Raw genomic sequence first — 25,552 nt, forward strand, 5'->3', positions numbered from 1 at the left:
GTTATGCGGTATTAGCTACCGTTTCCAGTAGTTATCCCCCTCCATCGGGCAGATCCCCAGACATTACTCACCCGTCCGCCGCTCGCCGGCAAGGAAGCAAGCTTCCTTCCGCTGCCGCTCGACTTGCATGTGTTAGGCCTGCCGCCAGCGTTCAATCTGAGCCATGATCAAACTCTTCAATTAAAAGCTTGATTTGCTAAGTTAATAGCGATGCTCAAAGAATTTACTGTTCATTCGTAATGAATTAACTGTTGTTCACTCTTCAAGACTTTTTCGTATCTGATTGCGATAGTGTCTTGTGAGTGCCCACACAGATTGTCTGATTAAATTGTTAAAGAGCGTTTCGTTGCCGCCGTGGCGACTAACGTGAGGCCGCGTATACTACGCTTGCCTCATTCAGAGTCAACGACTTTCTTCGTTTTTCTCCGACTGTCACCGCGTCGCGTTGTCCGCTTTGCCGTGTCAGTGGGAGCGCATTATAGGGAGTTATTTCGGGCTGACAAGCGTTAATATGAAAAATATTATCGAGTGGATTTTTTTTACCCAAAGCGGATGTAAAAACCGCGATTTACCGCCATATCGTCTATAAATCACGCACCGTCAGCAACGATGACGATATGTCCCTACCGACTCCCGGACTGCCAGCTCCGGCGTCAACGTCAAAACATTCGGCGGAGAGTCCGGATCCGTCATTCGATACAGCAGTGTATCGATAGCGAGTTCACCCAATTCATCCTTAGGCTGATGAATCGTGGTCAACGGAGGAGAGAGATAGCGCGCCAGTTCTATATCGTCGTACCCCATCACAGCCATATCCTCGGGAATGGACAACCCGGCCTGATGCAACGCACGGTAAACGCCCACCGCCATTGCATCGTTACAGGCAAAAACGGCTTCCGGTGGTTGATCTAACGTTAGCAACTGCTGCATTGCGCGATAACCGGAGTCAAATTCGAAATCACCGGAGACCTCATAGAAAGGAAAACGAGGCAATCCCGCATCGTCCATCGCTTTCCGGTAACCCTCCAGACGATTATGCGCCGTGGTTTTATCCAGCGGCCCCGTGATACAGGCAATACGGCGATATCCTTGCGCTATCAGGTACTGTACTGCGATCTCACTGCCCTGCAGCGAATTGTCTTTAATGACTCCGCCGCACCCTTCGAAAGGCGCCCAGTCCATCATGACCGTCGGCATTGTAGGGTATCGGCTCATCATGTCCGGAGAGAGGGGGCAGCTCTCCGAGCACATCAACAGCAGACCATCCACCCGTTTTTGCAACAGCGTCTCCAGACTGCGGCTCATACGCTCGGAGTCGCCTTCCGTATTACACAGGATCAGGCTGTAGCCTCGCTCATAGCAGCTGCGTTCCACCCCGCGCACAACCTCTGCATAAAAGGGGTTGCTGCTCGCCGTCAACAGCATACCGATGGTGCGGGTTTGATTGATTTTAAGACTGCGGGCCAGCGCGGACGGCGCATAGTTCAACTGCTTAACCGCCAGCAAGACTTTCCCGCGCACGGCTTCGCTGACAAAACGGTCGCCATTGATAACGTGAGACACCGTTGACGTGGATACGCCCGCCACTCTGGCGACATCTTTCATCGTTGCCAAGAATTACTCCTGTTCCTGCAAAAAAGCCTCAACTTCATTACGCCACGGTACTGACGGCTGACCCCCACGTCGCGTTACTGCGATCGCAGCAGCAGCATGAGCGAAACGAACGGCTTCCAGCATCGACTTTTCCTCCAATAGCGCCGTCAGCAACGCGCCGTTAAAGGTGTCCCCTGCGGCAATGGTATCGACAGCCTCTACCTGAAAGCCCGGGATCAGCCGTCCGCGCCCCTGTTCGCTCACCCATGCGCCGCGACGTCCCAACGTAATAATGACGCTGCTCACGCCTTTGTCATGCAACACTTGAGCGGCGTGTCGGGCATCGTGCTCCGTTTCAACACAGATACCGGTGAGATGCTGCGCCTCGGTTTCGTTGGGCGTCATTATATCCACCTGCGTCAGGAGNTCGTCCGGCAGCGAACGCGCAGGCGCGGGGTTGAGGATGACGCGGGTGCCGTGTCGCCGCGCTAACGCCGCAGCGGCCATCACGGTTTCCAACGGTGATTCCAATTGCATCAACAGCGCGGACGCCTCAGCAATTTTCTGCTGAAACCGCGCCATCACACTTGGGCTTAAGGCCGCGTTCGCCCCCGAGTGAATGGCAATCATATTTTCAGCATCATCGTTGACCCAAATCAGCGCCACGCCGGTCGTCTGGCCGGGAACCGCTTCCACGGCGGAAATGTCGACGCGGTCTTCCGCCAGCTGCTGGCGAATACGTTGACCGATATCGTCGGCCCCCACGCAGGCGATAAAAGCGATATCCGCCCCACAGCGCCCGGCCGCGACGGCCTGATTAGCCCCTTTGCCGCCGAAAGCCACGTGATAATGCTTACCGATCACCGTTTCACCAGGCAAAGGAAACTGCGTCAGATTGAGAATATGATCCGCATTGATGCTGCCCAGCACCACCAGTTTTCCGGCTTTCATAACACGCTCTCCGAATGAAAACGCCGCGTAAGCCGCGACGTATCGTCAATACATCCCTTTGACGTTAGGGTTTGGTCGTTAATTTCAAATCGACGGGGATCACCGCAGGCACTTGTTCACCTTTCAGGACTTTATCCGCCGTCTGAACGCCGATGATACCAATCTGATCCGGTCGCTGAGCCACCGTGGCGGCCAGCTTGCCACCGTTCACCGCTTTTATCCCGTCCTCGGTGCCATCAAATCCCACGACCAGCACATCATCCCTGCCCGCCGTCTGCAAGGCGCGCAGCGCGCCCAGCGCCATTTCATCATTTTGTGCGAATACCGCTTTCACCGTCGGATGCGCCGTCAGCAGATTTTGCATGACATTTAACCCCTTAGTGCGGTCAAAGTCCGCTGGCTGGCTGGCCAAAATGTCAAACTGGTGTCGCTTCGCCGAGGTCATGAAACCGCGACCGCGCTCGCGGGCCGCCGAGGTTCCCGCCAGCCCTTCCAACTGGATGACCTTCGCCCCCTCACCCAGCTTATCGGAGATAAAGTCTGCCGCGGCGGCTCCGCCTGCGGCATTGTCCGACGCCACGTGGCTGACGACCTGACCGCTGCTGGAAACGCGATCCAGCGTAATCACCGGGATGTTGGCCTGATTGGCCATCTTGATGGCATTTCCCACGGCATCAGAGTCCGTGGGGTTAATCAACAACAACCGGGCGCCGCGAACGGTCAGGTCCTGCACGTTCGATAGCTCTTTCGCTGGATTATTCTGCGAATCCAGCACCACCAGGTTGTAGCCCTGCTTATCCGCCTCCTTCTGGACGCCATCCTTTAGTGAAACAAAGAAGGGATTGTTTAAGGTCGACACCACCAGCGCGATGGTCTCTTTGGCCGCCGCCTGCGTGGCAAGCGTTGCGCTTAAGGCAACGGCGGTCATCAACGTCACAAGCATTTTAATTTTCATCTTGATGATTCCTATATAGATGACGGTTATTTACTGCTTTTGTTGTCTACCAGAACCGCCAGCAGAATCACGGCCGCTTTGACGATCATTTGGTAGTAAGACGACACGCCCAGCAGATTCAGCCCATTGTTCAAGAACCCCAGAATCAATGCACCGATCAGCGTCCCCATGACTCGCCCTTTGCCACCGGCCAGGCTGGTGCCGCCCAGAACAACGGCGGCGATCGCATCCAGTTCATAGCCCGATCCCGCCGTAGGCTGCGCGGACGACAGACGCGCGACTTCGATAATGCCCGCCAGCGCCGACAGCAGACCGCACACCGCGTATACCGCAATTTTGACCTTATCCACGCTGATGCCGGAGAGACGCGTCGCCGCCTCATTGCCGCCCAGTGCATAGATGTAGCGTCCGAAACGGGTATGATGAAGGACATACCACGCCGCCAGAAACACGCCTGCCATCAGCCAGATAGGCGTAGGCACGCCCAGCGGACGCCCGATGCCGAACCAACCCAACACGTCCGCCGACGCTGAAAACCCGGCGTTGATCGGGCTGCCGTTGGTATAAACCAGGGTGACGCCACGCAACAGCAACATCATGACCAACGTCGCGATAAAAGCCTGTACGCGACCTTTAGCAACAATAAAGCCAGTGCCAGCGCCGATCGCCGCCCCCAACCCCAGCGCGACGAACACCGCCACCAGCGCATTGACCTCCATTCCCACCAGCGACGCCGCCACCGCGCCGGTCAACGCCAGCAGCGACCCGACGGACAAATCAATGCCCGAAGAGAGGATCACCAGCGTCATTCCCACCGCCATAATGGCGTTCACCGACGTCTGCTGGAGAATATTGAACAGATTGTTCAAAGTGAAAAAGTTGGGGCTTAGCGCCGACACCACAGCAATGAGGATCAGCAGCGCGATCAGCGACTTTTGTTCCAGCAGCCACGCTTTGCCGAACCGGCGCTTTGCGATGATAGTGTGAGTGCTCATATCGGCCTTACTCCTGCTCTATGCGGTAGTGTTGTTTTCCGACGGCGGCCGCCATCAGCGCTTCCTGCGTCGCTTCATCGCGGGAGAACTCGCCGCTCAGCCGCCCTTCGTGCATCACGATGATACGATCGCTCATCCCCAGAACTTCGGGCATTTCGGACGACACCAAAATGATGCTCAGCCCTTCTTGCTTGAACTGGTTAATCAACTGGTAGATTTCTTTTTTGGCGCCGACGTCCACGCCGCGCGTCGGCTCATCGAGGATCAGGACCTTCGGCCGCGTCATCAGTCCGCGCGCTATCGCCACTTTTTGCTGATTGCCGCCGGAGAGCAATCCGATAGGCTGCTCCATCGATGGGGTTCGGATATGAAACAGGCGGATAAAGTCGCTCACGGCCTGCGCTTCTTCACCGTGTTTCAGCGTTCCGCCGGTATGGCTGAAATAACGCAGCGCCGTCAGAGACATGTTTTCCTTTACCGACATACCGAGCACCAGACCGTCGCGCTTGCGATCCTCGGAAATATAGACGATGCCGTTCGCCAAACCGTCCTGCGGTGAGTGAGTCACCACGTCCCGCCCCTCCAGCGTCAGCGTGCCGCCGGTGCGGGGAAGGGCGCCGTAGAGGATTTTCATCAACTCTGTGCGTCCCGCGCCCATCAGGCCGGAAACACCGAGAATTTCGCCTCTGTGCAAGGTAAAGCTGACCGGCAGTACGCCCGGCCCGGAGACCCGATCGACGTTCATCCGGATCGCGCCCGGCGCCTGAGCCAGGCGGGGATATTGATCTTCCAGCTTGCGGCCCACCATCATCTCGATCAGCCGCTCTTCCTGCAGATCGCCCACGGGCAGCTCACTGATGAATTGCCCGTCACGCATCACCGTTACGTCATCGCAGACCTCGAAGATCTCCTTGAGGCGATGAGAGATGTAAACCAGCCCACAGCCCTGCGCTGTCAACTCGCCGATGACGCTGAATAAGGAGGCGGTTTCGGTATCGGTTAACGCATCCGTGGGTTCATCCATCACGATAACCCGGGATTTGAAGCTGAGCACCTTGGCGATTTCCACCATTTGCTGGTCGCCGATAGACAGCTCTCCCACCGGACGACGGCTGTCATAACGCAGATTCAAACGCTGCAACAGGCGATCCGCTTCGGCATACATTCGCTTCCAGTCGATGCGGCCCAGCGGCGTCGTGAATTCACGCCCCAGGAAGATGTTTTCCGCGATGGTGAGCTGCGGGATCAAATTCAGTTCCTGATGGATGATGCCAATCCCCGCTTCCTGCGACGCTTTAGGCCCGCTGAAGGCCACCTCTTCGCCGAGGAAACACACGCTCCCGGCGTCTTTGCGGTATATCCCGGTCAACACCTTCATCAGCGTGGACTTACCCGCGCCGTTCTCGCCCACCAGCGCCATGACTTTGCCCGGATAAACGTTCAGTCCCGCGCCAGACAGCGCTTTAACGCCCGGAAAAGATTTGGTGATGCCGTGCAGTTGCAGTAAAGGTTGCATAGCGGCCTCAGAAAGTGACGCCCGCGCGCAGGATGACGTTCGCATAAGGGGAGCACTCCCCGCTGCGGATCACGGCCCGGCTTTGAGCGCTTTGCTGTTTGAATGCGTCATGGGTGACGTAATGAAGCGAAATCGTATTGCCTTGACGTTGTTCAAGCTGGAGTAAATGCTGCAATAGCGCATCGTGAATACGAGGATTGTTCTCGATGATCTCTTTGGCCAGAATGGCCGCTTCCACCTGCATTTCTTCAGTCACGGCCGCCACGACCTGCATAAACTCGGGCACGTTGTGGGTGAGCGCCAGATCGATGCGGAGAATCTTCTCCGCCACCGGCAGTCCGGCATCCGCGATCGCGATGCTGTCGGTATGACCCAGACGAGCTATCACCTCAGAAATCGCGGTATTCAGCAACACACCTTTTTTCATCATTCCCCCTCAGCGAAACGTTTCGCTTGCCCGGATAATGAGCAAACGGGGCTGGGAAGACAATCATGATGTAACCAAAATGTGATCGCTATCGAAACGTTTCGCTCACACCATAAAAACAGCGGAGAGACCGTAAGAAAGGTGGAGGAAAGTGAAAGGATGCGAAGAGGGGCGGGGTAACCCGCCCGGAAAGGAGAGGTGTTCGAGACGTGTCAGTTCTGGATTTTCTTCACCTGTTTGACATCCAGCTCTGCCGAATTGAAGCCTTTATCCATCTCGCCTTGCAGCTCCACCTTGTCGGTCGGCGTCACGTTCTGGCCGTTCCAGTATTTGTCGTCGATCTCGACCGTTATCGTGCCGGTTTCGTCGCGGAACTGATAATCCTCGCTGCCGACGCGGCGTTCAATATGGCCGCGCACCGTCACCCAACTGTCGTCTTTCAGCTCTTTGGCTTTCGCTACCGTCGTCACGCTACCGTCGGGACCGGAAAACCCGCCGGCGGAATGTGCCGGGGATGAGGAGGCATTAGGTTCCACAAATCCGCCGGTCTGAGCGGCAAAAGCCGGGGCGGCGCACAGTGCGGTGATAGCGAATAACGCTGCTGTTTTTTTCATATAAAGACTCCTTATTAATATTTGATTGCCGTAGGGTAAAACTGCGTTTCATTTGCCTTACAGCGCCACTTAAACAAAATCTTCTTAACAGGATCTTAAGGATAGCCAATCATCCGTTATCTTTATCCATACGGTGGTCTGCGCCACATTTCCGAACCTTTGGGCTGTTCTGTCAGTACCGTCCCCCGATAACATCCCCCCAACGCAAGGTGGAAAAAAATGAGAATACTGCTGATAGAAGATGACCGGCTGATAGGCGACGGCATCAAAGCCGGATTGACCAAACTGGGGTTTAGCGTCGACTGGTTCGTGCAAGGCGAACAGGGTATGCAGGCGCTGCACGCCGCCCCTTACGACGCGGTGGTGCTGGACCTGAGCCTGCCCGAAATCGATGGTCTGGTCATTCTGCGACGCTGGCGGCAGGCCGGGGAGACAATCCCCGTACTGATTCTGACCGCGCGCGACGCGCTGGAAAATCGGGTTCAGGGATTGCAGGAGGGCGCAGACGACTACCTGTGCAAACCGTTCGCCCTCACCGAAGTGGCCGCTCGGCTACAGGCGCTGATCCGCCGCCGTCACGGCGAGCTGCGGCCAAAGCTCGTCTACGATAACGTGGCGTTAGAGCCGGGAACGCGCGCCGTCACCGTCGACGGTCGGCCGGTCGAGCTGAAGNCGCGCGAACTGGCGCTGCTGGAGCTGTTCATGATGAACGCAGGTCGGATCCTGACGCGCGCTCAGTTGGAGGAAAAGCTGTACGGCTGGGACGATGACGTCTCCAGCAACGCCGTGGAAGTCCACATTCATCATCTGCGCAAAAAACTGGGCAGCCATGTCATTCGAACCGTCCACGGCGTGGGTTACCGACTGGGAGAGGCCCCATGAGCCGTTTGAATCTGCGCCTGCGTCTGCTGCTGGGATTTATGCTGCTAACGCTGCTGTGCTGGGGCGCAGCCGCCATACTGGCCTGGCAACAGACTCGGCATAACATCAACGAGCTGTTCGATACCCAGCAACTCCTGTTCGCCAAACGGCTGGCCACCCTCACGCCGCAGGATCTCCAACCTCAGGCGCTACCGGCCGCCCGGCAAATCACGAAAAAGGCGCGAGGCGAACAGGATGAGGATGCGCTGGCCTTCGCCATTTTCCGGACCGACGGACAGCGGGTACTGAGTGATGACGATAACGGCAAACGGTTTCTGTTCTCGGACTATCGACACGATGGCTTCACCACCGGCCAATTGCACGACGACGATGATCTCTGGCGGCTGGTCTGGCTGACCATGCCGGATAAACGCTATGTGGTGGCCGTCGGGCAGGAGGTGGAATATCGTCACGATATGGCGCTCGATATCGTAAAAACCAATCTCACGCCCTGGCTGGCCGCCCTGCCAGTGATGCTGATCCTGCTGTTCCTGCTGGTCACCTATGAGCTGCGGCCGCTGACGCCTATCGCGCGCCAGCTCGGACAGCGCCGTCCCGACGACGACTCGCCCATCAGNGCGCAGAGAGTTCCGCCAGAGGTGCGCCCGCTGGNAGATGCGCTGAACGGCCTGTTCGCCCGCATCAACGCCATGCTGACGCGGGAGCGTCGTTTCACCTCCGATGCCGCCCATGAACTGCGCAGCCCGTTAGCCGCGCTGAAGGTGCAGGCCGAAGTGGTCCAGTTGGCTCATGACGATGACGCGATGCGTCGACGCGCGCTCGGTCAGTTGGACGCGGGCATCGACCGGGCGGCCCGGTTGGTCGATCAGTTGCTGACCCTTTCTCGTCTCGACGTCGACGACAATCCTGCCTCTTCGGAAACGGTGCATTGGCAGCCGCTGCTTCAGCAGGCCGTCGCCGATCAGACCGAGGAAGCCCGGCGTCAGGGCATGATGCTGAAGCTCACTATGCCGGAAACGCCCGTAGAAACGGCGGGCAATGCGTTGTTGTTGACGCTGCTGGTGCGCAATTTGCTGGATAATGCCCTTCGTTATGGCAGTAACGGCACAGGCGGCGTCGTGCGCATCATGTTAACGAGGGAGGGTTTGGAAGTGGCCGACGAAGGGCCGGGCGTACATGAGGAGATTTTGCAGCGATTGGGCGAACGCTTCTTTCGTCCGCCCGGTCAGGAAGCTTCGGGAAGCGGACTGGGCCTGTCGATAGTGAACCGGATCGCCCACCTGCATGGTATGACGACACGGTTCGCTAATCTGCCGGGCGGCGGATTCTCCGCCCAGCTGACCTGGCCACTAACCCGAGGTCACTAGATTTCCACCTGGATACCAAGCTCAATCAGCCGGTTAGGCGGTATTTCGAACTGGTCTGCAGCTCTCAGCGCGTTGCGGCTCAGCATCATGAACAGCTTGCCGCGACCGCGCATATACCAAGGCCGTTTTCCCATAATCAGCGATTCGTTAGACATGAAGAAAGTGGTTTCCAGCATCTGACAGGTCAGGCCGTCCTGCCAGCAGCGGTGGAAGACCTCTTCCACATTAGGCGTTTCCCGCCACCCATAGCTGGCGATAACGCGCCAGAAGGACGGAGAAAGCTGTTCGACCGTTACCCGGCGAGCGTTATGCACGTACGGCGCATCTTCGGTCCTCATCGTCAGCAGAACCACGCGTTCATGCAACACCTTGTTATGTTTCAAGTTATGCAGCAACGCAAAGGGGATGACGTGCGTGGCGCGGGAAAAATAAACCGCCGTGCCCGGCACCCGTACCGGCGGGTTTTTNTCCAGTGAAGCAATCATCGCCTCCAGCGAGTTGCCGTGTTCATTTAACCGCCTCATCAACCGGAAACGCTCACTCTTCCAGGTGGTCATGATGATGAACATCACCATGCCCAGCGCCAGAGGCAACCAGCCGCCAGAGAAAATTTTCACGGCGTTGGCCAGGAACATCGGCACATCGATCATCAGCAGTAACGCCAACATCAGATAGACCACATAGCGATACCAGTGCCAGTTTTTGACCGCGACGATACACACCAGAATACTGGTCAGCACCATCGTGCCAGTCACCGCAATCCCATACGCCGCAGCCAATCGGCTCGAGTGTTCGAAGCTGACGATCACTAACACGACCGCCACATACAGCAGCCAGTTGATCACCGGAATATAGATTTGCCCGGACTCCATATCGGAGGTGTGCACAATCTTCATCGGCGGCAAATAACCGAGACGAACCGCCTGACGGGTAAGGGAGAAAACGCCAGAGATGACCGCCTGCGAGGCGATGATGGTCGCTAAGGCGGCCAGTACCAACAGCGGGATCAGCGCCCAGTCAGGGGCCAGCAGGAAGAAGGGGTTTTTAATGGCTTCGGGATCTTTCAGCAGCAGCGCGCCCTGACCGAAATAGTTAAGTATCAATGATGGCAGCACCACCAGGAACCAGGCGATACGAATAGGGAGTTTGCCGAAGTGGCCCATATCGGCATATAAGGCTTCCACCCCGGTGATGGCCAGCACCACGGCGCCCAGCGCGAAGAACGACACCATCTTATATTTGACGAAGAAATTCACGGCCCACATCGGGTTTAGCGCCTGCAAGACCTGCGGATTATCGATCACGCTGCGCGCGCCGAGAATGCCGAGCGTCAGGAACCATACCAGCATCACCGGCGCAAACAGACTCCCCACGCGTCCAGTACCGTGTTTTTGGATCATGAACAGCAGCGTCAGAACGGCGATGGAAACGGGGACAATATAAGATTCTAATGAGGGCGCGACGATATCCAACCCCTCTATCGCCGACATCACTGAGATAGCCGGTGTTATGACGACTTCGCCGTAGAAAAAGCTGCCGCCGATCAACCCCATAATAACGACTATCGCCGTGACCCGGTCCGTGGTGTTGCGCCCGGCCAGAGACATCAACGTCAATATGCCCCCTTCCCCGGCGTTGTCCGCCCGCATGACGTAACTCAGGTATTTCATTGAAACGACGAGTATCAACAACCAGAAAATCAGCGACAGAAACCCGTAGACAGAATCTGATCCCACCCCGAAACCGAACTGCCCGGACAAACATTCCCTGAGCGTATAGAGAGGACTAGTACCGATATCGCCGTATACTACCCCTATAGCTGCCAGCGTAATTGCTGGCAATGGACGTTTATGTTCTGAATTCATAAAGCCTATCTTCTATAGTCCATTAACACATAGAACCACCCGTTCGTTGAGCGGCCCCAAAAACGCTCAGTATGCACAAATCACGCTAAAAGCCCATTTTTAAAACCCGCCTTACCGTTTCGTTTACGGGACAATTATTGATTAACGCGGCTAACAATGCCCATAATCAGCTAATAATTCTCCTGCCAGACTGGTAATCTCAAACCGTGATTGACGGCAATGATGGATAAATAATGATACAACCCACCGCGCTGGCTGACCGAATCGCCCGCCTGAGCCAAGCCCTCGAACACGGTCTGTATGAAAGACAACATGCCATACGCTTATGCCTGCTGGCCGCGCTCAGCGGAGAAAGCGTCTTTTTACTTGGTCCGCCGGGGATTGCGAAAAGCCTTATCGCCCGCCGTCTGAAATATGCGTTCAGGGACTCCCGGGCTTTCGAATATCTGATGACGCGTTTTTCCACGCCGGAAGAAGTCTTCGGACCGTTGTCTATCCAGGCGCTGAAAGACGAAGGACGCTACGAGCGTCTGACCTCAGGCTNCCTGCCGGAAGCGGAAATCGTTTTTCTGGATGAGATATGGAAGGCGGGTCCGGCAATACTGAATACCCTGCTGACCGCCATCAACGAACGACGTTTTCGCAATGGCGACAGCGAAGAGCCTATTCCCATGCGCCTGCTGGTCACCGCCTCTAACGAACTGCCAGAAGCCGACAGCAGTCTGGAAGCGCTATACGACCGTATGTTGATCCGCCTGTGGCTCGGCCGCGTGCAGGATAAACAGAACTTCCGGGCCATGCTGACCACCAGCAACGGGGAACGCGAGAATCCGGTCAGCGACGCCTTGAGCATCAGCGGCGAAGAGTATGTGAAGTGGCAATCACTTATTAATCAGATAACGTTGCCGGATGCGTGCTTCNATTTAATTTTCCAACTACGCCAGCTGCTGGACTCGCAGGAAAACGCGCCCTACGTCTCCGATCGCCGGTGGAAAAAAGCTATTCGTCTGCTTCAGGCCAGCGCCTTCTTCAGCGGGCGGGACAACATCACGCCGGTGGATATCATCCTGCTCAAAGATTGCCTGTGGCACGACAATACCTCGTACGATCTGGTGAAACAGCTGATGATTCAACTGATGACCGAGCATGCCTACCAGCAGCAGACGCTGCTTTACCGACTCCAGCAGCTCAATCTCGAACGGCAGCAGTATGAACAGCAACAGAGNGAGCTTCAGGCCTTTCGGGTGGAAAAACAGGGGAATTTCTTCGCTCGCAAGCCGCATTACACGCTGCCTGAAACCCTCGCCGACGAGACACTGACGCTGGTGCTGCGAACCCCGCTGGTGCTGAATGACCGAACGGTCACCCATCTGGTCTTCGAGACCAAGGCTTTGTCGCACTGGCTGAATGCCGGAGGAGAGATTCGCGCCAAACTCAATGGGCTTGGATTCGGGCAGCGTATTGATATGAAAGTGGACGACGCCCAGCATCTGGTGGTCCATGACATCAGCCTCCAGAGCACCACGCTTTCATTGCCGGACAAAAACAACATCAAGCTGCCCGAGTCTTTGGTACAGCAGTACGACACGCTAAAACTTCAGCTCAAGGAACAGCAGCGCCGCTTCTCGCAGCATCAGCCTTGTCTGTTCGTCCCTAAAGAGTGGTTCGCAAGGATTGAAGAAAGCCTGCGGCTGGTCGATGAACAGATAGAACAGTCTCGACAGGAGTAATCCCCAATGCTGACGCTGGAATCGCTGGAACTCCTGCTTTCAATCGATGAAAACCATCTCCTGGACGATATGCTCGTCACGCTGCTGTCGACGCCGCAACTGGCGATGTTCTTCGAAAAGCACCCGCGACTAAAATCCGCCGTCATGAACGATCTCCCCAGGTGGAAAACGCTGTTGCAGCAGCGGCTCCATACCACCGCGGCCCCGGAAGAACTCGAAAAGGAAGTGGAAGGCTACCAACGGGCGCTGGCCACCAGNCGCCATACTTTGCCATCCCGCCTGCCGGAGCTGATGACCCTGCTGAAAGAAGTCAATTCGCCGTTTCTGGCTCAGGCGGACAAACTACGCCACTCGCCGGATGCCGCCGACCATGAGATGAGCGCGGGATTACACNCGTTATTTATCCAGCGCTGGCGCGCCAGCCTGACACAGCAGACGCTGGAACTGCATCATCGAATCGTCGATCAGGAGCGGGATACGCTTTTGGAGGAGTTACAGCAGCGTCTCACCGTCACCGAATCACTGATTCCGGTGCTGGCGGAAAACGACACCGCCGCCGGCCGTCTATGGGATCTCAGCGTTGGAAAGCGCCTGACCCCGGCTCTGCAACCGCTGCTCGCCACCAGCGCCTTCTTGCAGCAACAGCCCGAGCTTCAGCAATTGGCGGAACGCCTGGGCCGCAGCAATGCAACCAAAACGGTACTCAGCCAGACGACGCCGCTCGAACCGTTCAAGGTGAGGATTCGCGAGCCGTCCTTGACGCCGGAACAGGTCAGCGGCATCCACCAGAGTGACGATATTCTGCGGCTGATCCCGACTGAACTGTCGACGCTTGGCGTCGACGAACTGGAGTACGAGTTTTATCGCCGCCTGGCGGAACACCGACTGCTCACTTACCGGTTGCAGGGCGAAGGCTGGCGCGAAAAGATTCAGGAGCGTCCAGTCGTTCATCAAAATCAGGAGCAGCAGCCGCGCGGCCCCTTCATCGTCTGCGTGGATACCTCCGGCTCGATGGGCGGTTTCAATGAACGCTGCGCCAAAGCCTTCTGTCTGGCGTTGATGCGTATCGCGCTGGAAGATAACCGCCGCTGCTACATCATTCTGTTCTCGACGGGCGTCGTGAGCTACGAGCTGACGTCCGCCAACGGTCTGGATGAAGCGATTCGTTTTCTTAATCAGTCGTTCCGCGGCGGTACGGACATGGCGGACTGCATCGCCGCCCTGCTAGATATCATGGCCAGTCGGCAATGGCAGGATGCGGATGCCGTCATGATCTCGGACTTTATCGCCCAGCGTCTTCCCGAGCCGTTGATCACGGAAGTCCGTCGGCGCCAGCGTCAGTATCATCATCGTTTTCATGCGGTGGCGATGTCCGATCACGGGAAACCGGGCATCTTAACTATTTTCGACCATATCTGGCGCTTCAATACCGGTCTGAAAAGCCGTTTGCAACGTCGCCTGCATCATACGAAAAACTGAACACCCGCTCGGTTTTTTCCGACTCCTCCGTGATAGACGTTGCTTCAATCCAGCATTCGCAGTAAAACGCAGAAACAGACAACAATAGAGACGAGATATGGCCGACACCTATTCAATGGACGAACTCGACCGCAGTATCCTCAGCGCGCTAATGGAAAATGCGCGTACGCCCTATGCGGAGCTTGCCAAGCAGTTCGCTGTCAGCCCCGGCACCATCCACGTTCGGGTAGAAAAAATGAAGCAGGCGGGCATCATTGTCGGCACGCGTCTGGACGTAAATCCCAAGCAGCTGGGTTACGACGTATGCTGTTTTATCGGCATTATCTTGAAGAGCGCCAAAGATTACCCCGCCGCGCTCGAAAAGCTGAATAACCTGGAAGAAGTGGTGGAAGCCTATTACACCACTGGGCACTACAGCGTGTTCATCAAGGTGATGTGCCGCTCTATCGACGCATTGCAGGATGTACTTATCAACAAGATCCAAACCATTGATGAAATTCAGTCCACGGAGACCTTGATCTCCCTGCAAAACCCCATCATGCGGACCATCACGCCCTAACCCTTTTTTACTATCCCCCTATTATCCACAGGTAGATCCCACCAAAATCACAGCGTACAATGTCCCGTCTTTTCATCCGACGGGATCGTGTATGACCCATATCNCTCTTATTAGCGGTAGCACGCTTGGCAGCGCGGAGTACGTCGCAGAGCATTTGGAAACCCTGCTGCAACAGGCTGACTTTTCCACCACGCTGTTGCATGGCCCAGAACTCAGTGAAGTGCCTACGGAAGGGTTATGGCTGGTGATCACCTCTACGCACGGCGCTGGCGACCTGCCTGACAACCTGAAAACGTTGTTTGAAGAAATAGAAGNGAATAAACCCGACCTCTCGGAGATCGGGTTTGGCGCTATCGGGATCGGCAGTAAAGAGTACGACACATACTGCGGCGCGATCCTGACCGCTGACCGCGTTTTGCAGGATCGNGGCGCGAAAAGGATCGGTGAAATCCTCAAGATCGACATCACCGAACACGAAATACCGGAAGATCCGGCGGAAGAATGGCTGGGATCGTGGATTAATTTACTCAGATAATGCCTTTTTTTACACCTTTACCTGTGGATAAAACACGTTATATCACGGGTAAAACCGGTAGTTATCCCAGTAACAACTACTGTTTGTTTTCTGACCTGTGCATAAAGTCCCATTCAGATCCCAGCTTATACGGAGTGGGATCACCGATCTTTCACAGCTAATGATCCCGCTTAATCGCATGATCATTCTCGCTTATTTAGGGTTATCCACAGATATGGTCGATCCTAATAAGAGATCTAATAAAGAGATCTTTAAATAAAAAGATCTTTCTTTAATTACCTGACGATCAACCGCGCTTGGTCGTTCGAACAAACTTGAGTAGAATCCCCCACCCCAGGGCCGTAACGATCGTTCGCAACCACGCGAGGTGCAGTACCATGTTTTATCCAGATCCTTTTGACGTCATTGTGATCGGCGGAGGNCACGCCGGCACAGAAGCCGCGATGGCTTCTGCTCGAATGGGACGTCAAACCCTTTTACTGACGCATAACATTGATACGTTAGGACAAATGTCATGCAATCCAGCCATCGGCGGGATCGGAAAAGGTCATCTGGTCAAANAGATCGACGCCATGGGCGGCCTGATGGCCAGCGCTATCGACCAGGCGGGTATTCAGTTTAGGATACTAAACATCAGCAAAGGGCCTGCGGTGCGAGCGACTCGTGCTCAGGCAGACCGCGTCCTGTATCGGCAAGCGGTAAGAACGGCGTTGGAGAATCAGGAAAACCTGACGATCTTCCAGCAGGCCGTTGACGATCTCATCGTGGAGAACGATCGCGTGGTGGGTGTCGTGACCCAGATGGGGCTGAAATTCCGCGCCAAATCCGTCGTCCTGACCGTCGGAACTTTCCTTGACGGTAAAATTCATATCGGAATGGATAACTATAGCGGTGGCCGAGCGGGCGATCCGCCATCCATACCGCTCGCCAAACGTCTGCGGGAGTTGCCGCTTCGTGTCGGTCGGCTGAAAACCGGGACGCCGCCGCGTATCGACGCACGCACTATCGACTTCAGCGTTTTGGGTCAACAGCATGGCGATACGCCGATGCCGGTCTTCTCCTTCATGGGAAAGGCCAGTCAGCATCCGGCGCAGATGCCGTGCTACATCACGCACACCAACGAACGTACGCATGAAGTGATCCGCAACAATCTGGATCGCAGCCCAATGTACGCTGGCGTTATCGAAGGCATTGGTCCTCGCTACTGTCCGTCGATCGAAGACAAAGTCATGCGCTTTGCTGACCGCAATGCTCACCAGATTTTCCTGGAGCCGGAAGGGCTGACCAGTAACGAGATTTACCCGAACGGCATTTCCACCAGCCTTCCTTTCGACGTGCAATGGCAGATTGTTCGCTCGATGGCCGGGTTGGAAAACGCACGCATCATTCGTCCGGGCTATGCGATCGAATATGACTTTTTCGATCCGCGCGATCTCAAACCGACGCTGGAAAACAAATTTATCCACGGCTTNTTCTTCGCCGGTCAAATCAATGGCACCACCGGTTACGAAGAAGCCGCCGCTCAGGGTATGTTGGCGGGGCTAAACGCCGCACGACTGGCCTTCGAGCAGGAAGGGTGGACGCCTCGTCGCGATCAGGCCTATATCGGCGTGCTGGTGGACGATCTCTGCACGCTGGGCACGAAAGAGCCATACCGCATGTTCACTTCACGAGCGGAGTATCGTCTGATGCTGCGTGAAGACAACGCAGACCTGCGTTTGACCGAGCAAGGTCGACAGCTGGGCATGGTGGACGATATGCGCTGGGCGCACTTCAACGAGAAGCTGGAGAGCATCGAAAAAGAGCGTCAGCGTCTGCGCGATGTTTTCGTCCACCCACATTCTGAGCAGGTCGCCCAGATCAACACGCTGCTGAAGGCGCCGCTGTCGCGTGAAGCCAACGGCGAAGATCTGTTGCGTCGCCCTGAAATCGACTACGCGCTGCTGACCCAGCTGCCGATGTTCGCTCCGGCGCTGGCCGATGCCAAAGCGGCTGAACAGGTCGAGATTCAGGTCAAATACGAAGGTTATATCGCCCGTCAGCTGGAAGAGATCGAAAAACAGCTGCGTAATGAAAATACGGTGCTGCCGGCTGAGCTGGACTATCGTCAGGTCAGCGGCCTCTCGAACGAAGTGGTCGCCAAGCTCAACGATCACAAGCCTGGCTCCATCGGCCAGGCGTCTCGTATCTCTGGCGTCACGCCTGCCGCCATCTCCATTTTGCTGGTGTGGCTGAAGAAACAAGGGATGCTGCGTCGCAGCGCCTAAAAGAGCGCGGCCGACCGCATGACGTCGGCCGCGCTTCATCATGTCTATCAAGCTAACAGAACGAAAAACCAGGATTTTTGCGTGCTTACGAAATTAAACCACCTGTTGGACAGCGCTGGCATAACGTTGNCCGATCGCCAGAAAACGCAGCTGATCCAGTATGTCGAACTGCTGAATAAGTGGAACAAGGCCTACAATTTGACTTCGGTGCGCGACACCGACCAAATGCTGGTGCGCCACATCATGGATAGCTTGGTGGTAGAACCCCATCTGGAAGGGCAACGGTTCATAGATGTCGGCACTGGCCCCGGCCTGCCTGGCATTCCGTTGGCCATCGTCCGTCCTGATTCCCATTTCGTTCTGTTAGACAGTTTGGGTAAGCGCGTACGCTTTCTGCGTCAGGTGCAGCATGAGCTACAGTTGGAAAACATCGAACCGGTACAGAGCCGCGTAGAGGACTTCCCCGCGGAGCCTGCTTTTGACGGCGTCATTAGCCGCGCCTTCGCTTCGCTGCAGGATATGGTGAAATGGTGTCACCATCTTCCCGCGCGTCCTCAGGGGCGTTTTTACGCCCTTAAAGGCGTGCTTCCCGATGATGAGCTGCATGCGCTGCCGGAGGGCGTTTCTGCCGAGTCGATCGTCAAATTGAGCGTCCCCGAGCAAGAAGGGGAGCGTCATCTGGTGATATTGCGTTAGCTTTAATGTTGTTTTTTATCAAATAAGCACGAAGTAATTGCACTTTTCACACGATAGTCAGGGCCGTGCGCGTGATAAATTAGCGGCCTCAGTAATTTTTAATGTGATGTTACACAGCGGTGTCTTTGATGCATTTTGACGGGAAAGTGGCTGTGTTTTTTTTAAACAGTCGAGCAATTTCGGTGCCGTTTTAAGTGACGGATATGTGTTAATGATGTGAGATAAAATTATCCGGAATGTCAATAACCGGTTTTCGCTGTGGTTTTGTTATGTTTGCTGAGTGTTGGTTTTTAACTATTTGAAATTAAATAAATAAAAATAGCTATTTTTGCTAAAGACAAAAAAAAAGCCGATCGTATATAAAACCCTGTAGCGCGTTTTATGTGAGTAATATCACACAATGTAGCCGATTTAGTGCTGGTTTTATTAAAGCGGTGTTAACAGCATAGTTAGTAAAAATAAGGCTTCTGAAATAAATTTAAATAATCGTTCACCTTTTGGCTACTTATTGATTGAATTCGCTTGGCTGAAACGTATAATTTGCTCGTTTTTTGCTGCTTGACTCGATGCTCTAAAGGCAGTTTTATACGACTTTGTTCAGCATACCTCTGAAAAAAGGTACGGGGAGAGCAAGCGTCATGTCTGTACCCCTTTACAATGGGAAAGTCGCGTTGCATTCGTTGCTGATACAATGCGTGGCGATGATAACGTTGAGCGCTATTTTCGCCACGGTCAGCCAGAAAGCGGCGGTTTCCGCATTAGGCGGGGGATTGGCAGCCTGGTTGCCGAATATGGTGTTTATGCTGTTTGCCTTACGGCAGAACGTGCAGACACCGTCAGCAGGACGCATTGCCTGGTCATTTGCTGTGGGCGAGGCGCTGAAAATGCTCTTCACCATGGCATTGTTGGTGGTGGCGTTAGGCGGGTTACATGCGGCGTTCCTTCCGCTTGGCCTGACATACTTGTCGGTGTTGGTTATCCAAATCGTGGCACCCGCTGTCATTAACCGTTACCGTAGTTAACAACAAAAAGGGTAAGGGACATCATGTCTGCTTCAGGAGAAATCTCTACTCCGCAAGAGTATATCGGCCATCATCTGACGCATTTACAGGTGGGTTCGGGCTTCTGGGCGATCAACATCGATTCGATGTTTTTCTCAGTCGCTCTCGGTATACTCTTTCTGGTCATCTTTCGTTCAGTCGCTAAAAACGCAACCAGTGGCGTGCCTGGCAAGCTGCAGACAGCAGTTGAGCTGGTCGTCGGTTTCGTGGATAGCAGCGTGCGTGATATGTATCACGGCAAGAGCAAATTGATTGCTCCTTTGGCGCTGACCATTTTCGTCTGGGTTTTCCTGATGAACTTTATGGACCTGCTGCCGATCGATTTGCTGCCGCAAATTTGGGCGAAGATTTATAGCGTCGCCGGGCACGATCCGGCCCATGCTTATTTGCGCGTGGTACCTTCTGCCGACGTGAACATTACGCTTTCGATGGCGTTAGGCGTTTTCATTCTGATTCTGTTCTACAGCATCAAAATGAAAGGCATAGGCGGCTTTGTCAAAGAGCTGACTCTACAGCCGTTTAATCATCCTGTCTTTATCCCTATCAACCTGATTCTTGAAGGTGTCAGCCTGCTGTCCAAACCCGTTTCACTGGGATTGCGACTGTTTGGCAACATGTATGCGGGTGAGTTGATTTTCATCCTGATTGCCGGCTTGTTGCCGTGGTGGTCTCAATGGTTGTTGAATGTCCCTTGGGCCATTTTCCACATCCTGATCATTACGCTTCAGGCTTTTATTTTCATGGTTCTGACGGTTGTTTATCTCTCGATGGCATCTGAAGAGCATTGATTTTCTTTCAACACAATAACGTTTTAACTGAAACAAACTGGAGACTGTCATGGAAAACCTGAGTGTGGATCTGCTGTACATGGCTGCCGCGTTGATGATGGGTTTGGCGGCTATCGGTGCTGCGATCGGTATCGGCATTCTGGGTGGTAAATTTTTGGAAGGCGCTGCACGTCAGCCCGATCTGATTCCTCTGCTGCGTACACAGTTCTTTATCGTAATGGGTCTGGTGGATGCAATCCCGATGATCGCTGTTGGTTTGGGTCTGTATGTGATGTTTGCGGTCGCCTAAGCAAGCTTGTGCTTGCCCGGTGATGGAACATCAACCATTTAACTTACGAAGAGGCATTGTGCTGTGAATATTAACGCTACAATCCTCGGCCAGGCCATTGCGTTTGTCCTGTTTGTCCTGTTCTGCATGAAGTTCATATGGCCGCCGATTATGGCTGCCATCGAGAAGCGTCAAAAAGAAATTGCTGACGGTCTGTCTTCTGCAGAACGCGCCAAGAACGATCTGAACCTAGCGCAGGCCAATGCGACCGATCAACTGAAGAAAGCTAAAGCGGATGCTCAGGNCATTATTGAGCAGGCGAATAAGCAGCGCGCTCAGATTCTGGAAGAAGCGAAAGTGGAAGCAGAAACGGAACGCAACAAAATTGTGGCGCAGGCCCAGGCTGAGATTGACGCTGANCGCAAGCGCGCTCGCGAAGAACTGCGTAAGCAGGTCGCTTCGCTGGCCATTGCGGGTGCCGAGAGAATCATTGAACGTTCCGTGGATGAAGCTGCCAACAGCGACATCGTCGATAAACTGGTCGCTGAACTGTAAGGAGGAAGGGGCTGATGTCTGAATTTGTCACGGTAGCTCGCCCCTACGCCAAAGCAGCTTTTGACTTTGCCGCAGAACATCAGGCGGTTGAACACTGGCAGTACATGCTGGCATTTGCTGCGGAAGTAAGCCGAGATGAACAGATCGCCGAACTGCTTTCCGGCGCTGTCGCGCCGCATACGCTGGCGAATACCTTCATTGAGGTCTGCGGTGATCAACTAGATGATGCGGGCCAGAACCTGATTAGGGTTATGGCCGAAAACGGGCGTTTACCGGTGCTTACTGAAGTACTGGAACAGTTTGTTCAACTTCGCGCGGCACAGGAATCGACAGTTGATGTCGATGTGATTTCTGCCGCGACGCTGAGCGAGCAGCAGCTATCCAAGATAGCGGTTGCAATGGAACAACGTCTGTCACGTAAAGTGAAGCTGAATTGCAAAATTGATAAGTCTGTTATGGCCGGCGTGATCATTCGCGCAGGCGATATGGTGATAGACGGCAGTATTCGTGGTCGTCTGGATCGTCTGGCAGACGTCTTGCAGTCTTAAGGGGACTGGAGCATGCAACTGAATTCCACCGAAATCAGTGAACTGATCAAGCAGCGGATTGCTCAGTTCAATGTTGTGAGCGAAGCTCATAACGAAGGTACTATCGTTTCCGTCAGTGACGGGATCATCCGCGTACACGGTCTGGCCGATGTGATGCAGGGGGAAATGATTTCCCTGCCCGGCAACCGTTATGCCATCGCCCTGAACCTGGAGCGCGACTCCGTAGGGGCTGTGGTTATGGGTCCTTATGCGGACCTGGCCGAAGGCATGAAAGTGAAATGTACCGGCCGTATTCTGGAAGTTCCGGTCGGCCGCGGCCTGCTGGGCCGAGTGGTTAACACTCTGGGTGCGCCTATCGACGGCAAAGGTCCGGTAGAGCACGACGGTTTCGCCGCAGTTGAGGCGATTGCGCCGGGCGTTATCGAACGTCAGTCTGTCGACCAGCCGGTTCAGACCGGTTACAAATCCGTCGATGCGATGATTCCGATCGGCCGGGGTCAGCGTGAGCTGATCATCGGCGACCGTCAGACGGGTAAAACCGCACTGGCCGTTGATGCCATCATCAACCAGCGTGATTCCGGCATCAAATGTATCTACGTCGCTATCGGTCAGAAAGCATCCACTATTTCCAACGTGGTGCGCAAACTGGAAGAGCACGGCGCGCTGGATAACACCATCGTGGTTGTGGCTACGGCTTCCGAATCTGCCGCTCTGCAGTACCTGGCGCCTTATGCCGGTTGCGCTATGGGAGAATATTTCCGTGACCGTGGTGAAGATGCGCTGATCATTTACGATGACCTGTCCAAACAGGCTGTCGCTTATCGTCAGATTTCTCTGCTGCTGCGCCGTCCGCCGGGCCGTGAAGCATTCCCGGGCGATGTGTTTTATCTGCACTCCCGCCTGCTGGAACGTGCTGCGCGCGTCAACGCCGAGTACGTAGAAAAATTCACCAACGGTGAAGTGAAGGACAAAACGGGTTCTCTGACGGCGCTGCCTATCATTGAAACCCAGGCTGGAGACGTTTCCGCGTTCGTACCGACCAACGTCATTTCCATTACCGATGGTCAGATCTTCCTGGAATCCACCCTGTTCAACGCCGGTATTCGTCCTGCGGTTAACCCGGGGATTTCCGTATCCCGTGTAGGTGGTGCGGCTCAGAGCAAGATCATGAAGAAACTGTCCGGTGGTATTCGTACCGCACTGGCACAGTATCGCGAACTGGCGGCGTTTTCTCAGTTTGCTTCCGATCTGGATGATGCAACGCGTAAGCAGCTGAACCACGGTCAGAAAGTCACTGAACTGCTGAAACAGAAACAGTATGCGCCGATGTCTATCGCGCAGCAGTCTCTGGTACTGTTCTCGGCAGAACGCGGTTACCTGGAAGACGTTGAGCTGTCTAAAGTGGGAAGTTTCGAAGCAGCGCTGCTGGCCTATGCCAGCCGTGAGCACGGCGAACTTCTGCAGCAGATCGACCAGACGGGTGCTTATAACGATGAAATCGAGGGGCAATTCAAAACTATCCTCGATACCTTTAAAGCAACCCAGTCCTGGTAATCGCCCGCGGTCTGCCNCACAGCAGACCGCTAGGCTATTGAGGAGAAGCTAAGATGGCCGGCGCAAAAGAGATACGTAGTAAGATCGGAAGCGTCCAGAATACGCAGAAGATCACTAAAGCGATGGAGATGGTCGCCGCTTCCAAAATGCGTAAATCGCAGGATCGTATGGTGGCCAGCCGTCCTTATGCTGAAACTATTCGCAAAGTGATTGGTCACCTTGCGTTAGGTAATTTGGAATATAGACATCCGTACCTGGAAGAGCGCGAAGTGAAGCGCGTCGGGTATTTTGTAGTGTCTACGGACCGTGGCCTGTGTGGTGGCTTGAATATTAACCTGTTCAAAAAGCTTCTGGCCGAGATGAAAGAGTGGGGCGACAAGGGCGTCGAAAGCGATCTGGCGCTGGTAGGGGCAAAAGGCGTCTCTTTCTTCAATTCCGTTGGCGGAAACATTGTCGCTCAGGTGACTGGAATGGGCGATACCCCCAGCCTATCTGAATTGATCGGATCGGTAAAAGTCATGCTGCAGGCCTATGACGAAGGTCGTCTGGACAGGCTGTATGTGGTGAGCAACAAGTTCATCAATACCATGTCTCAGGAGCCTCAGGTTGTTCAGCTTCTGCCTCTGCCCCCGGCGGAAGACAGCGCGCTGAAGAAGAAATCCTGGGATTACCTGTATGAGCCGGACCCTAAAGCACTGCTGGATACCCTGCTGCGCCGTTATGTGGAGTCTCAGGTTTATCAGGGCGTCGTAGAGAACCTGGCCAGCGAGCAGGCCGCGCGAATGGTTGCGATGAAGGCCGCCACCGATAACGGCGGCAATCTGATTAAAGAGCTGCAGTTGGTATACAACAAAGCTCGTCAGGCCAGCATCACTCAGGAACTCACCGAGATCGTCGGGGGAGCCTCCGCGGTTTAAGCAGGTTTACGAATTACGTATTGTCGAATTACGTAGAGGATTCAAGATGGCTACTGGAAAGATTATCCAGGTAATCGGCGCCGTGGTGGACGTCGAGTTCCCTCAGGATGCCGTACCGAAGGTGTACGATGCGCTTGAGGTTGAAAACGGTGCTGAAAAACTGGTGCTGGAAGTACAGCAGCAGTTAGGCGGCGGCGTTGTTCGTTGTATTGCAATGGGTTCTTCAGACGGTCTGCGTCGCGGCCTGGACGTTGCTAACCTCGGTCACCCTATCGAAGTGCCGGTAGGTAAAGCGACGCTGGGTCGTATCATGAACGTACTGGGCGAGCCAGTCGACATGAAGGGCGACATCGGCGAAGAAGAGCGTTGGGCTATCCACCGTGAAGCGCCGGTTTACGAAGATCTGTCCAACTCACAGGAACTGCTGGAAACGGGTATCAAGGTTATCGACCTGATGTGCCCATTCGCCAAAGGCGGTAAAGTCGGCCTGCTCGGCGGCGCGGGTGTGGGTAAGACCGTCAACATGATGGAACTGATCCGTAACATCGCTATCGAGCACTCCGGTTACTCCGTCTTTGCGGGCGTAGGGGAACGTACCCGTGAAGGTAATGACTTCTACCACGAAATGAGCGAATCCAACGTTTTGGATAAAGTATCGCTCGTGTATGGTCAGATGAACGAGCCGCCGGGTAACCGTCTGCGCGTAGCACTGACCGGCCTGACCATGGCGGAAAAATTCCGTGATGAAGGCCGCGACGTTCTGCTGTTCGTCGATAATATCTACCGTTATACGCTGGCCGGTACCGAAGTGTCCGCTCTGCTGGGACGTATGCCTTCCGCGGTGGGCTACCAGCCGACGCTGGCGGAAGAAATGGGTGTGTTGCAGGAACGTATCACTTCCACGAAAACCGGTTCCATCACATCCGTACAGGCCGTTTACGTCCCTGCGGATGACTTGACCGACCCGTCGCCAGCCACCACCTTTGCTCACTTGGATGCAACCGTGGTACTGAGCCGTCAGATCGCGTCTCTGGGGATCTACCCGGCCGTTGACCCGCTGGATTCCACCAGTCGTCAGTTGGATCCGCTGGTTGTGGGTCAGGAACACTATGATGTCGCTCGTGGCGTGCAGTCCATTCTGCAGCGTTACCAGGAACTGAAAGACATCATCGCGATTCTGGGTATGGACGAACTGTCTGAAGAAGACAAACTGGTTGTATCCCGAGCTCGTAAGATTCAGCGCTTCCTGTCTCAGCCATTCTTCGTGGCAGAAGTGTTTACGGGTTCTCCGGGTAAATTCGTTTCTCTGAAAGAGACCATCCGTGGCTTCAAAGGCATCATGGACGGCGAATACGACCACCTGCCGGAGCAGGCGTTCTACATGGTGGGTTCCATTGACGAAGCCGTGGAAAAAGCCAAGAAACTGTAAC

Annotated in this window: 24 protein-coding genes and 1 rRNA gene; 16 read left to right on the top strand and 9 right to left on the bottom strand. The window is 54.8% G+C overall.

What is annotated here, in order from left to right; translation table 11 throughout:
- From RZ35_RS13245 to RZ35_RS13280, 8 genes are all read right to left on the bottom strand, one after another.
- Positions 1 to 183: ribosomal RNA gene (locus RZ35_RS13245) — 16S ribosomal RNA — on the bottom strand; the annotation flags it as partial.
- A 417-nt stretch (positions 184 to 600) separates the two neighbouring features.
- Positions 601 to 1,614, bottom strand: coding sequence for a ribose operon transcriptional repressor RbsR (rbsR, locus tag RZ35_RS13250; protein ID WP_026743742.1), 1,014 nt, complete (start codon positions 1,612 to 1,614; stop codon positions 601 to 603).
- A gap of 3 nt (positions 1,615 to 1,617) precedes the next feature.
- Positions 1,618 to 2,544 carry a ribokinase gene (rbsK, locus tag RZ35_RS13255; protein ID WP_026743743.1) on the bottom strand — a complete coding sequence of 309 codons (927 nt, stop codon included), beginning with the start codon at positions 2,542 to 2,544 and terminating at the stop codon, positions 1,618 to 1,620.
- A 64-nt stretch (positions 2,545 to 2,608) separates the two neighbouring features.
- Positions 2,609 to 3,499, bottom strand: a complete 891-nt coding sequence (gene rbsB / locus RZ35_RS13260) for a ribose ABC transporter substrate-binding protein RbsB (RefSeq protein WP_026743744.1) — start codon at positions 3,497 to 3,499, stop codon at positions 2,609 to 2,611.
- A gap of 26 nt (positions 3,500 to 3,525) precedes the next feature.
- Positions 3,526 to 4,494 (bottom strand): ribose ABC transporter permease, encoded by a 969-nt coding sequence (gene rbsC, locus RZ35_RS13265; protein ID WP_026743745.1) that lies wholly within the window; start codon positions 4,492 to 4,494, stop codon positions 3,526 to 3,528.
- Positions 4,495 to 4,501: 7 nt separating this feature from the next.
- Positions 4,502 to 6,010 (bottom strand): ribose ABC transporter ATP-binding protein RbsA, encoded by a 1,509-nt coding sequence (rbsA, locus tag RZ35_RS13270; protein WP_026743746.1) that lies wholly within the window; start codon positions 6,008 to 6,010, stop codon positions 4,502 to 4,504.
- Positions 6,011 to 6,017: 7 nt separating this feature from the next.
- Positions 6,018 to 6,437, bottom strand: coding sequence for a D-ribose pyranase (gene rbsD, locus RZ35_RS13275; protein ID WP_026743747.1), 420 nt, complete (start codon positions 6,435 to 6,437; stop codon positions 6,018 to 6,020).
- 212 nt (positions 6,438 to 6,649) lie between these two features.
- Positions 6,650 to 7,051 carry a YgiW/YdeI family stress tolerance OB fold protein gene (locus RZ35_RS13280; protein WP_026743748.1) on the bottom strand — a complete coding sequence of 134 codons (402 nt, stop codon included), beginning with the start codon at positions 7,049 to 7,051 and terminating at the stop codon, positions 6,650 to 6,652.
- A gap of 219 nt (positions 7,052 to 7,270) precedes the next feature.
- Between RZ35_RS13280 and qseB the strand changes: the two genes are divergently transcribed.
- Positions 7,271 to 7,933 (top strand): quorum sensing response regulator transcription factor QseB, encoded by a 663-nt coding sequence (gene qseB / locus RZ35_RS13285; protein ID WP_026743749.1) that lies wholly within the window; start codon positions 7,271 to 7,273, stop codon positions 7,931 to 7,933.
- Entirely contained in the window at positions 7,930 to 9,300 is a 1,371-nt protein-coding gene (gene qseC / locus RZ35_RS13290; RefSeq protein ID WP_026743750.1) for a quorum sensing histidine kinase QseC, read from the top strand. Before qseB ends, qseC begins: the two co-directional genes overlap by 4 nt.
- Here the strand turns inward: qseC and kup are convergent.
- Positions 9,297 to 11,165, bottom strand: a complete 1,869-nt coding sequence (gene kup, locus RZ35_RS13295; RefSeq protein WP_026743751.1) for a low affinity potassium transporter Kup — start codon at positions 11,163 to 11,165, stop codon at positions 9,297 to 9,299. The genes qseC and kup overlap by 4 nt on opposite strands.
- A 233-nt stretch (positions 11,166 to 11,398) precedes the next feature.
- Between kup and ravA the strand changes: the two genes are divergently transcribed.
- The 14 genes from ravA (at position 11,399) to atpD (ending at position 25,551) form a co-directional block, all read left to right on the top strand.
- Positions 11,399 to 12,895, top strand: a complete 1,497-nt coding sequence (gene ravA / locus RZ35_RS13300) for an ATPase RavA (protein WP_026743752.1) — start codon at positions 11,399 to 11,401, stop codon at positions 12,893 to 12,895.
- Positions 12,896 to 12,901: 6 nt separating this feature from the next.
- A complete protein-coding gene (gene viaA / locus RZ35_RS13305) occupies positions 12,902 to 14,374 on the top strand; it encodes an ATPase RavA stimulator ViaA (RefSeq protein WP_026743753.1) in 1,473 nt (490 codons plus the stop codon).
- Positions 14,375 to 14,471: 97 nt separating this feature from the next.
- Positions 14,472 to 14,933, top strand: a complete 462-nt coding sequence (asnC, locus tag RZ35_RS13310; protein ID WP_026743754.1) for a transcriptional regulator AsnC — start codon at positions 14,472 to 14,474, stop codon at positions 14,931 to 14,933.
- 91 nt (positions 14,934 to 15,024) lie between these two features.
- Positions 15,025 to 15,468: an FMN-binding protein MioC gene (gene mioC / locus RZ35_RS13315; RefSeq protein WP_026743755.1), complete on the top strand. Its 444-nt coding sequence runs from the start codon at positions 15,025 to 15,027 to the stop codon at positions 15,466 to 15,468.
- Positions 15,469 to 15,845: 377 nt separating this feature from the next.
- The gene (gene mnmG / locus RZ35_RS13320) at positions 15,846 to 17,735 is read left to right on the top strand and encodes a tRNA uridine-5-carboxymethylaminomethyl(34) synthesis enzyme MnmG (protein WP_026743756.1); all 1,890 of its coding nucleotides are present in this window, start codon (positions 15,846 to 15,848) and stop codon (positions 17,733 to 17,735) included.
- A gap of 81 nt (positions 17,736 to 17,816) precedes the next feature.
- Complete coding sequence (gene rsmG, locus RZ35_RS13325; protein WP_026743757.1) at positions 17,817 to 18,431, top strand: 16S rRNA (guanine(527)-N(7))-methyltransferase RsmG; 615 nt, start codon at positions 17,817 to 17,819, stop codon at positions 18,429 to 18,431.
- Between the two features lie 638 nt (positions 18,432 to 19,069).
- A complete protein-coding gene (atpI, locus tag RZ35_RS13330) occupies positions 19,070 to 19,453 on the top strand; it encodes a F0F1 ATP synthase subunit I (protein WP_026743758.1) in 384 nt (127 codons plus the stop codon).
- Between the two features lie 23 nt (positions 19,454 to 19,476).
- Positions 19,477 to 20,280 (top strand): F0F1 ATP synthase subunit A, encoded by an 804-nt coding sequence (gene atpB, locus RZ35_RS13335; protein WP_026743759.1) that lies wholly within the window; start codon positions 19,477 to 19,479, stop codon positions 20,278 to 20,280.
- A 49-nt stretch (positions 20,281 to 20,329) separates the two neighbouring features.
- Positions 20,330 to 20,569 carry a F0F1 ATP synthase subunit C gene (atpE, locus tag RZ35_RS13340; RefSeq protein WP_005976545.1) on the top strand — a complete coding sequence of 80 codons (240 nt, stop codon included), beginning with the start codon at positions 20,330 to 20,332 and terminating at the stop codon, positions 20,567 to 20,569.
- A gap of 63 nt (positions 20,570 to 20,632) precedes the next feature.
- Positions 20,633 to 21,103, top strand: a complete 471-nt coding sequence (atpF, locus tag RZ35_RS13345) for a F0F1 ATP synthase subunit B (protein ID WP_026743760.1) — start codon at positions 20,633 to 20,635, stop codon at positions 21,101 to 21,103.
- A gap of 14 nt (positions 21,104 to 21,117) precedes the next feature.
- Entirely contained in the window at positions 21,118 to 21,651 is a 534-nt protein-coding gene (gene atpH, locus RZ35_RS13350; RefSeq protein WP_026743761.1) for a F0F1 ATP synthase subunit delta, read from the top strand.
- Between the two features lie 12 nt (positions 21,652 to 21,663).
- Positions 21,664 to 23,205: a F0F1 ATP synthase subunit alpha gene (gene atpA, locus RZ35_RS13355; protein ID WP_026743762.1), complete on the top strand. Its 1,542-nt coding sequence runs from the start codon at positions 21,664 to 21,666 to the stop codon at positions 23,203 to 23,205.
- Between the two features lie 53 nt (positions 23,206 to 23,258).
- Positions 23,259 to 24,122 carry a F0F1 ATP synthase subunit gamma gene (gene atpG / locus RZ35_RS13360; protein WP_026743763.1) on the top strand — a complete coding sequence of 288 codons (864 nt, stop codon included), beginning with the start codon at positions 23,259 to 23,261 and terminating at the stop codon, positions 24,120 to 24,122.
- Between the two features lie 46 nt (positions 24,123 to 24,168).
- Positions 24,169 to 25,551, top strand: a complete 1,383-nt coding sequence (atpD, locus tag RZ35_RS13365; RefSeq protein WP_026738604.1) for a F0F1 ATP synthase subunit beta — start codon at positions 24,169 to 24,171, stop codon at positions 25,549 to 25,551.
- The last annotated feature ends 1 nt before the right edge of the window (position 25,552 follow it).

Source organism: Lonsdalea quercina subsp. quercina (assembly GCF_000688655.1).
Taxonomy (GTDB): domain Bacteria; phylum Pseudomonadota; class Gammaproteobacteria; order Enterobacterales; family Enterobacteriaceae; genus Lonsdalea; species Lonsdalea quercina.

Coding starts and splice junctions, on each gene's coding strand:
- rbsB (WP_026743744.1), bottom strand. CDS start 3,499: ATGAAAATTAAAATGCTTGTGACGTTGATGACCGCCGTTGCCTTAAGC.
- rbsC (WP_026743745.1), bottom strand. CDS start 4,494: ATGAGCACTCACACTATCATCGCAAAGCGCCGGTTCGGCAAAGCGTGG.
- rbsA (WP_026743746.1), bottom strand. CDS start 6,010: ATGCAACCTTTACTGCAACTGCACGGCATCACCAAATCTTTTCCGGGC.
- rbsD (WP_026743747.1), bottom strand. CDS start 6,437: ATGAAAAAAGGTGTGTTGCTGAATACCGCGATTTCTGAGGTGATAGCT.
- RZ35_RS13280 (WP_026743748.1), bottom strand. CDS start 7,051: ATGAAAAAAACAGCAGCGTTATTCGCTATCACCGCACTGTGCGCCGCC.
- asnC (WP_026743754.1), top strand. CDS start 14,472: ATGGCCGACACCTATTCAATGGACGAACTCGACCGCAGTATCCTCAGC.
- atpI (WP_026743758.1), top strand. CDS start 19,070: ATGTCTGTACCCCTTTACAATGGGAAAGTCGCGTTGCATTCGTTGCTG.
- atpB (WP_026743759.1), top strand. CDS start 19,477: ATGTCTGCTTCAGGAGAAATCTCTACTCCGCAAGAGTATATCGGCCAT.
- atpE (WP_005976545.1), top strand. CDS start 20,330: ATGGAAAACCTGAGTGTGGATCTGCTGTACATGGCTGCCGCGTTGATG.
- atpH (WP_026743761.1), top strand. CDS start 21,118: ATGTCTGAATTTGTCACGGTAGCTCGCCCCTACGCCAAAGCAGCTTTT.
- atpA (WP_026743762.1), top strand. CDS start 21,664: ATGCAACTGAATTCCACCGAAATCAGTGAACTGATCAAGCAGCGGATT.
- atpG (WP_026743763.1), top strand. CDS start 23,259: ATGGCCGGCGCAAAAGAGATACGTAGTAAGATCGGAAGCGTCCAGAAT.
- atpD (WP_026738604.1), top strand. CDS start 24,169: ATGGCTACTGGAAAGATTATCCAGGTAATCGGCGCCGTGGTGGACGTC.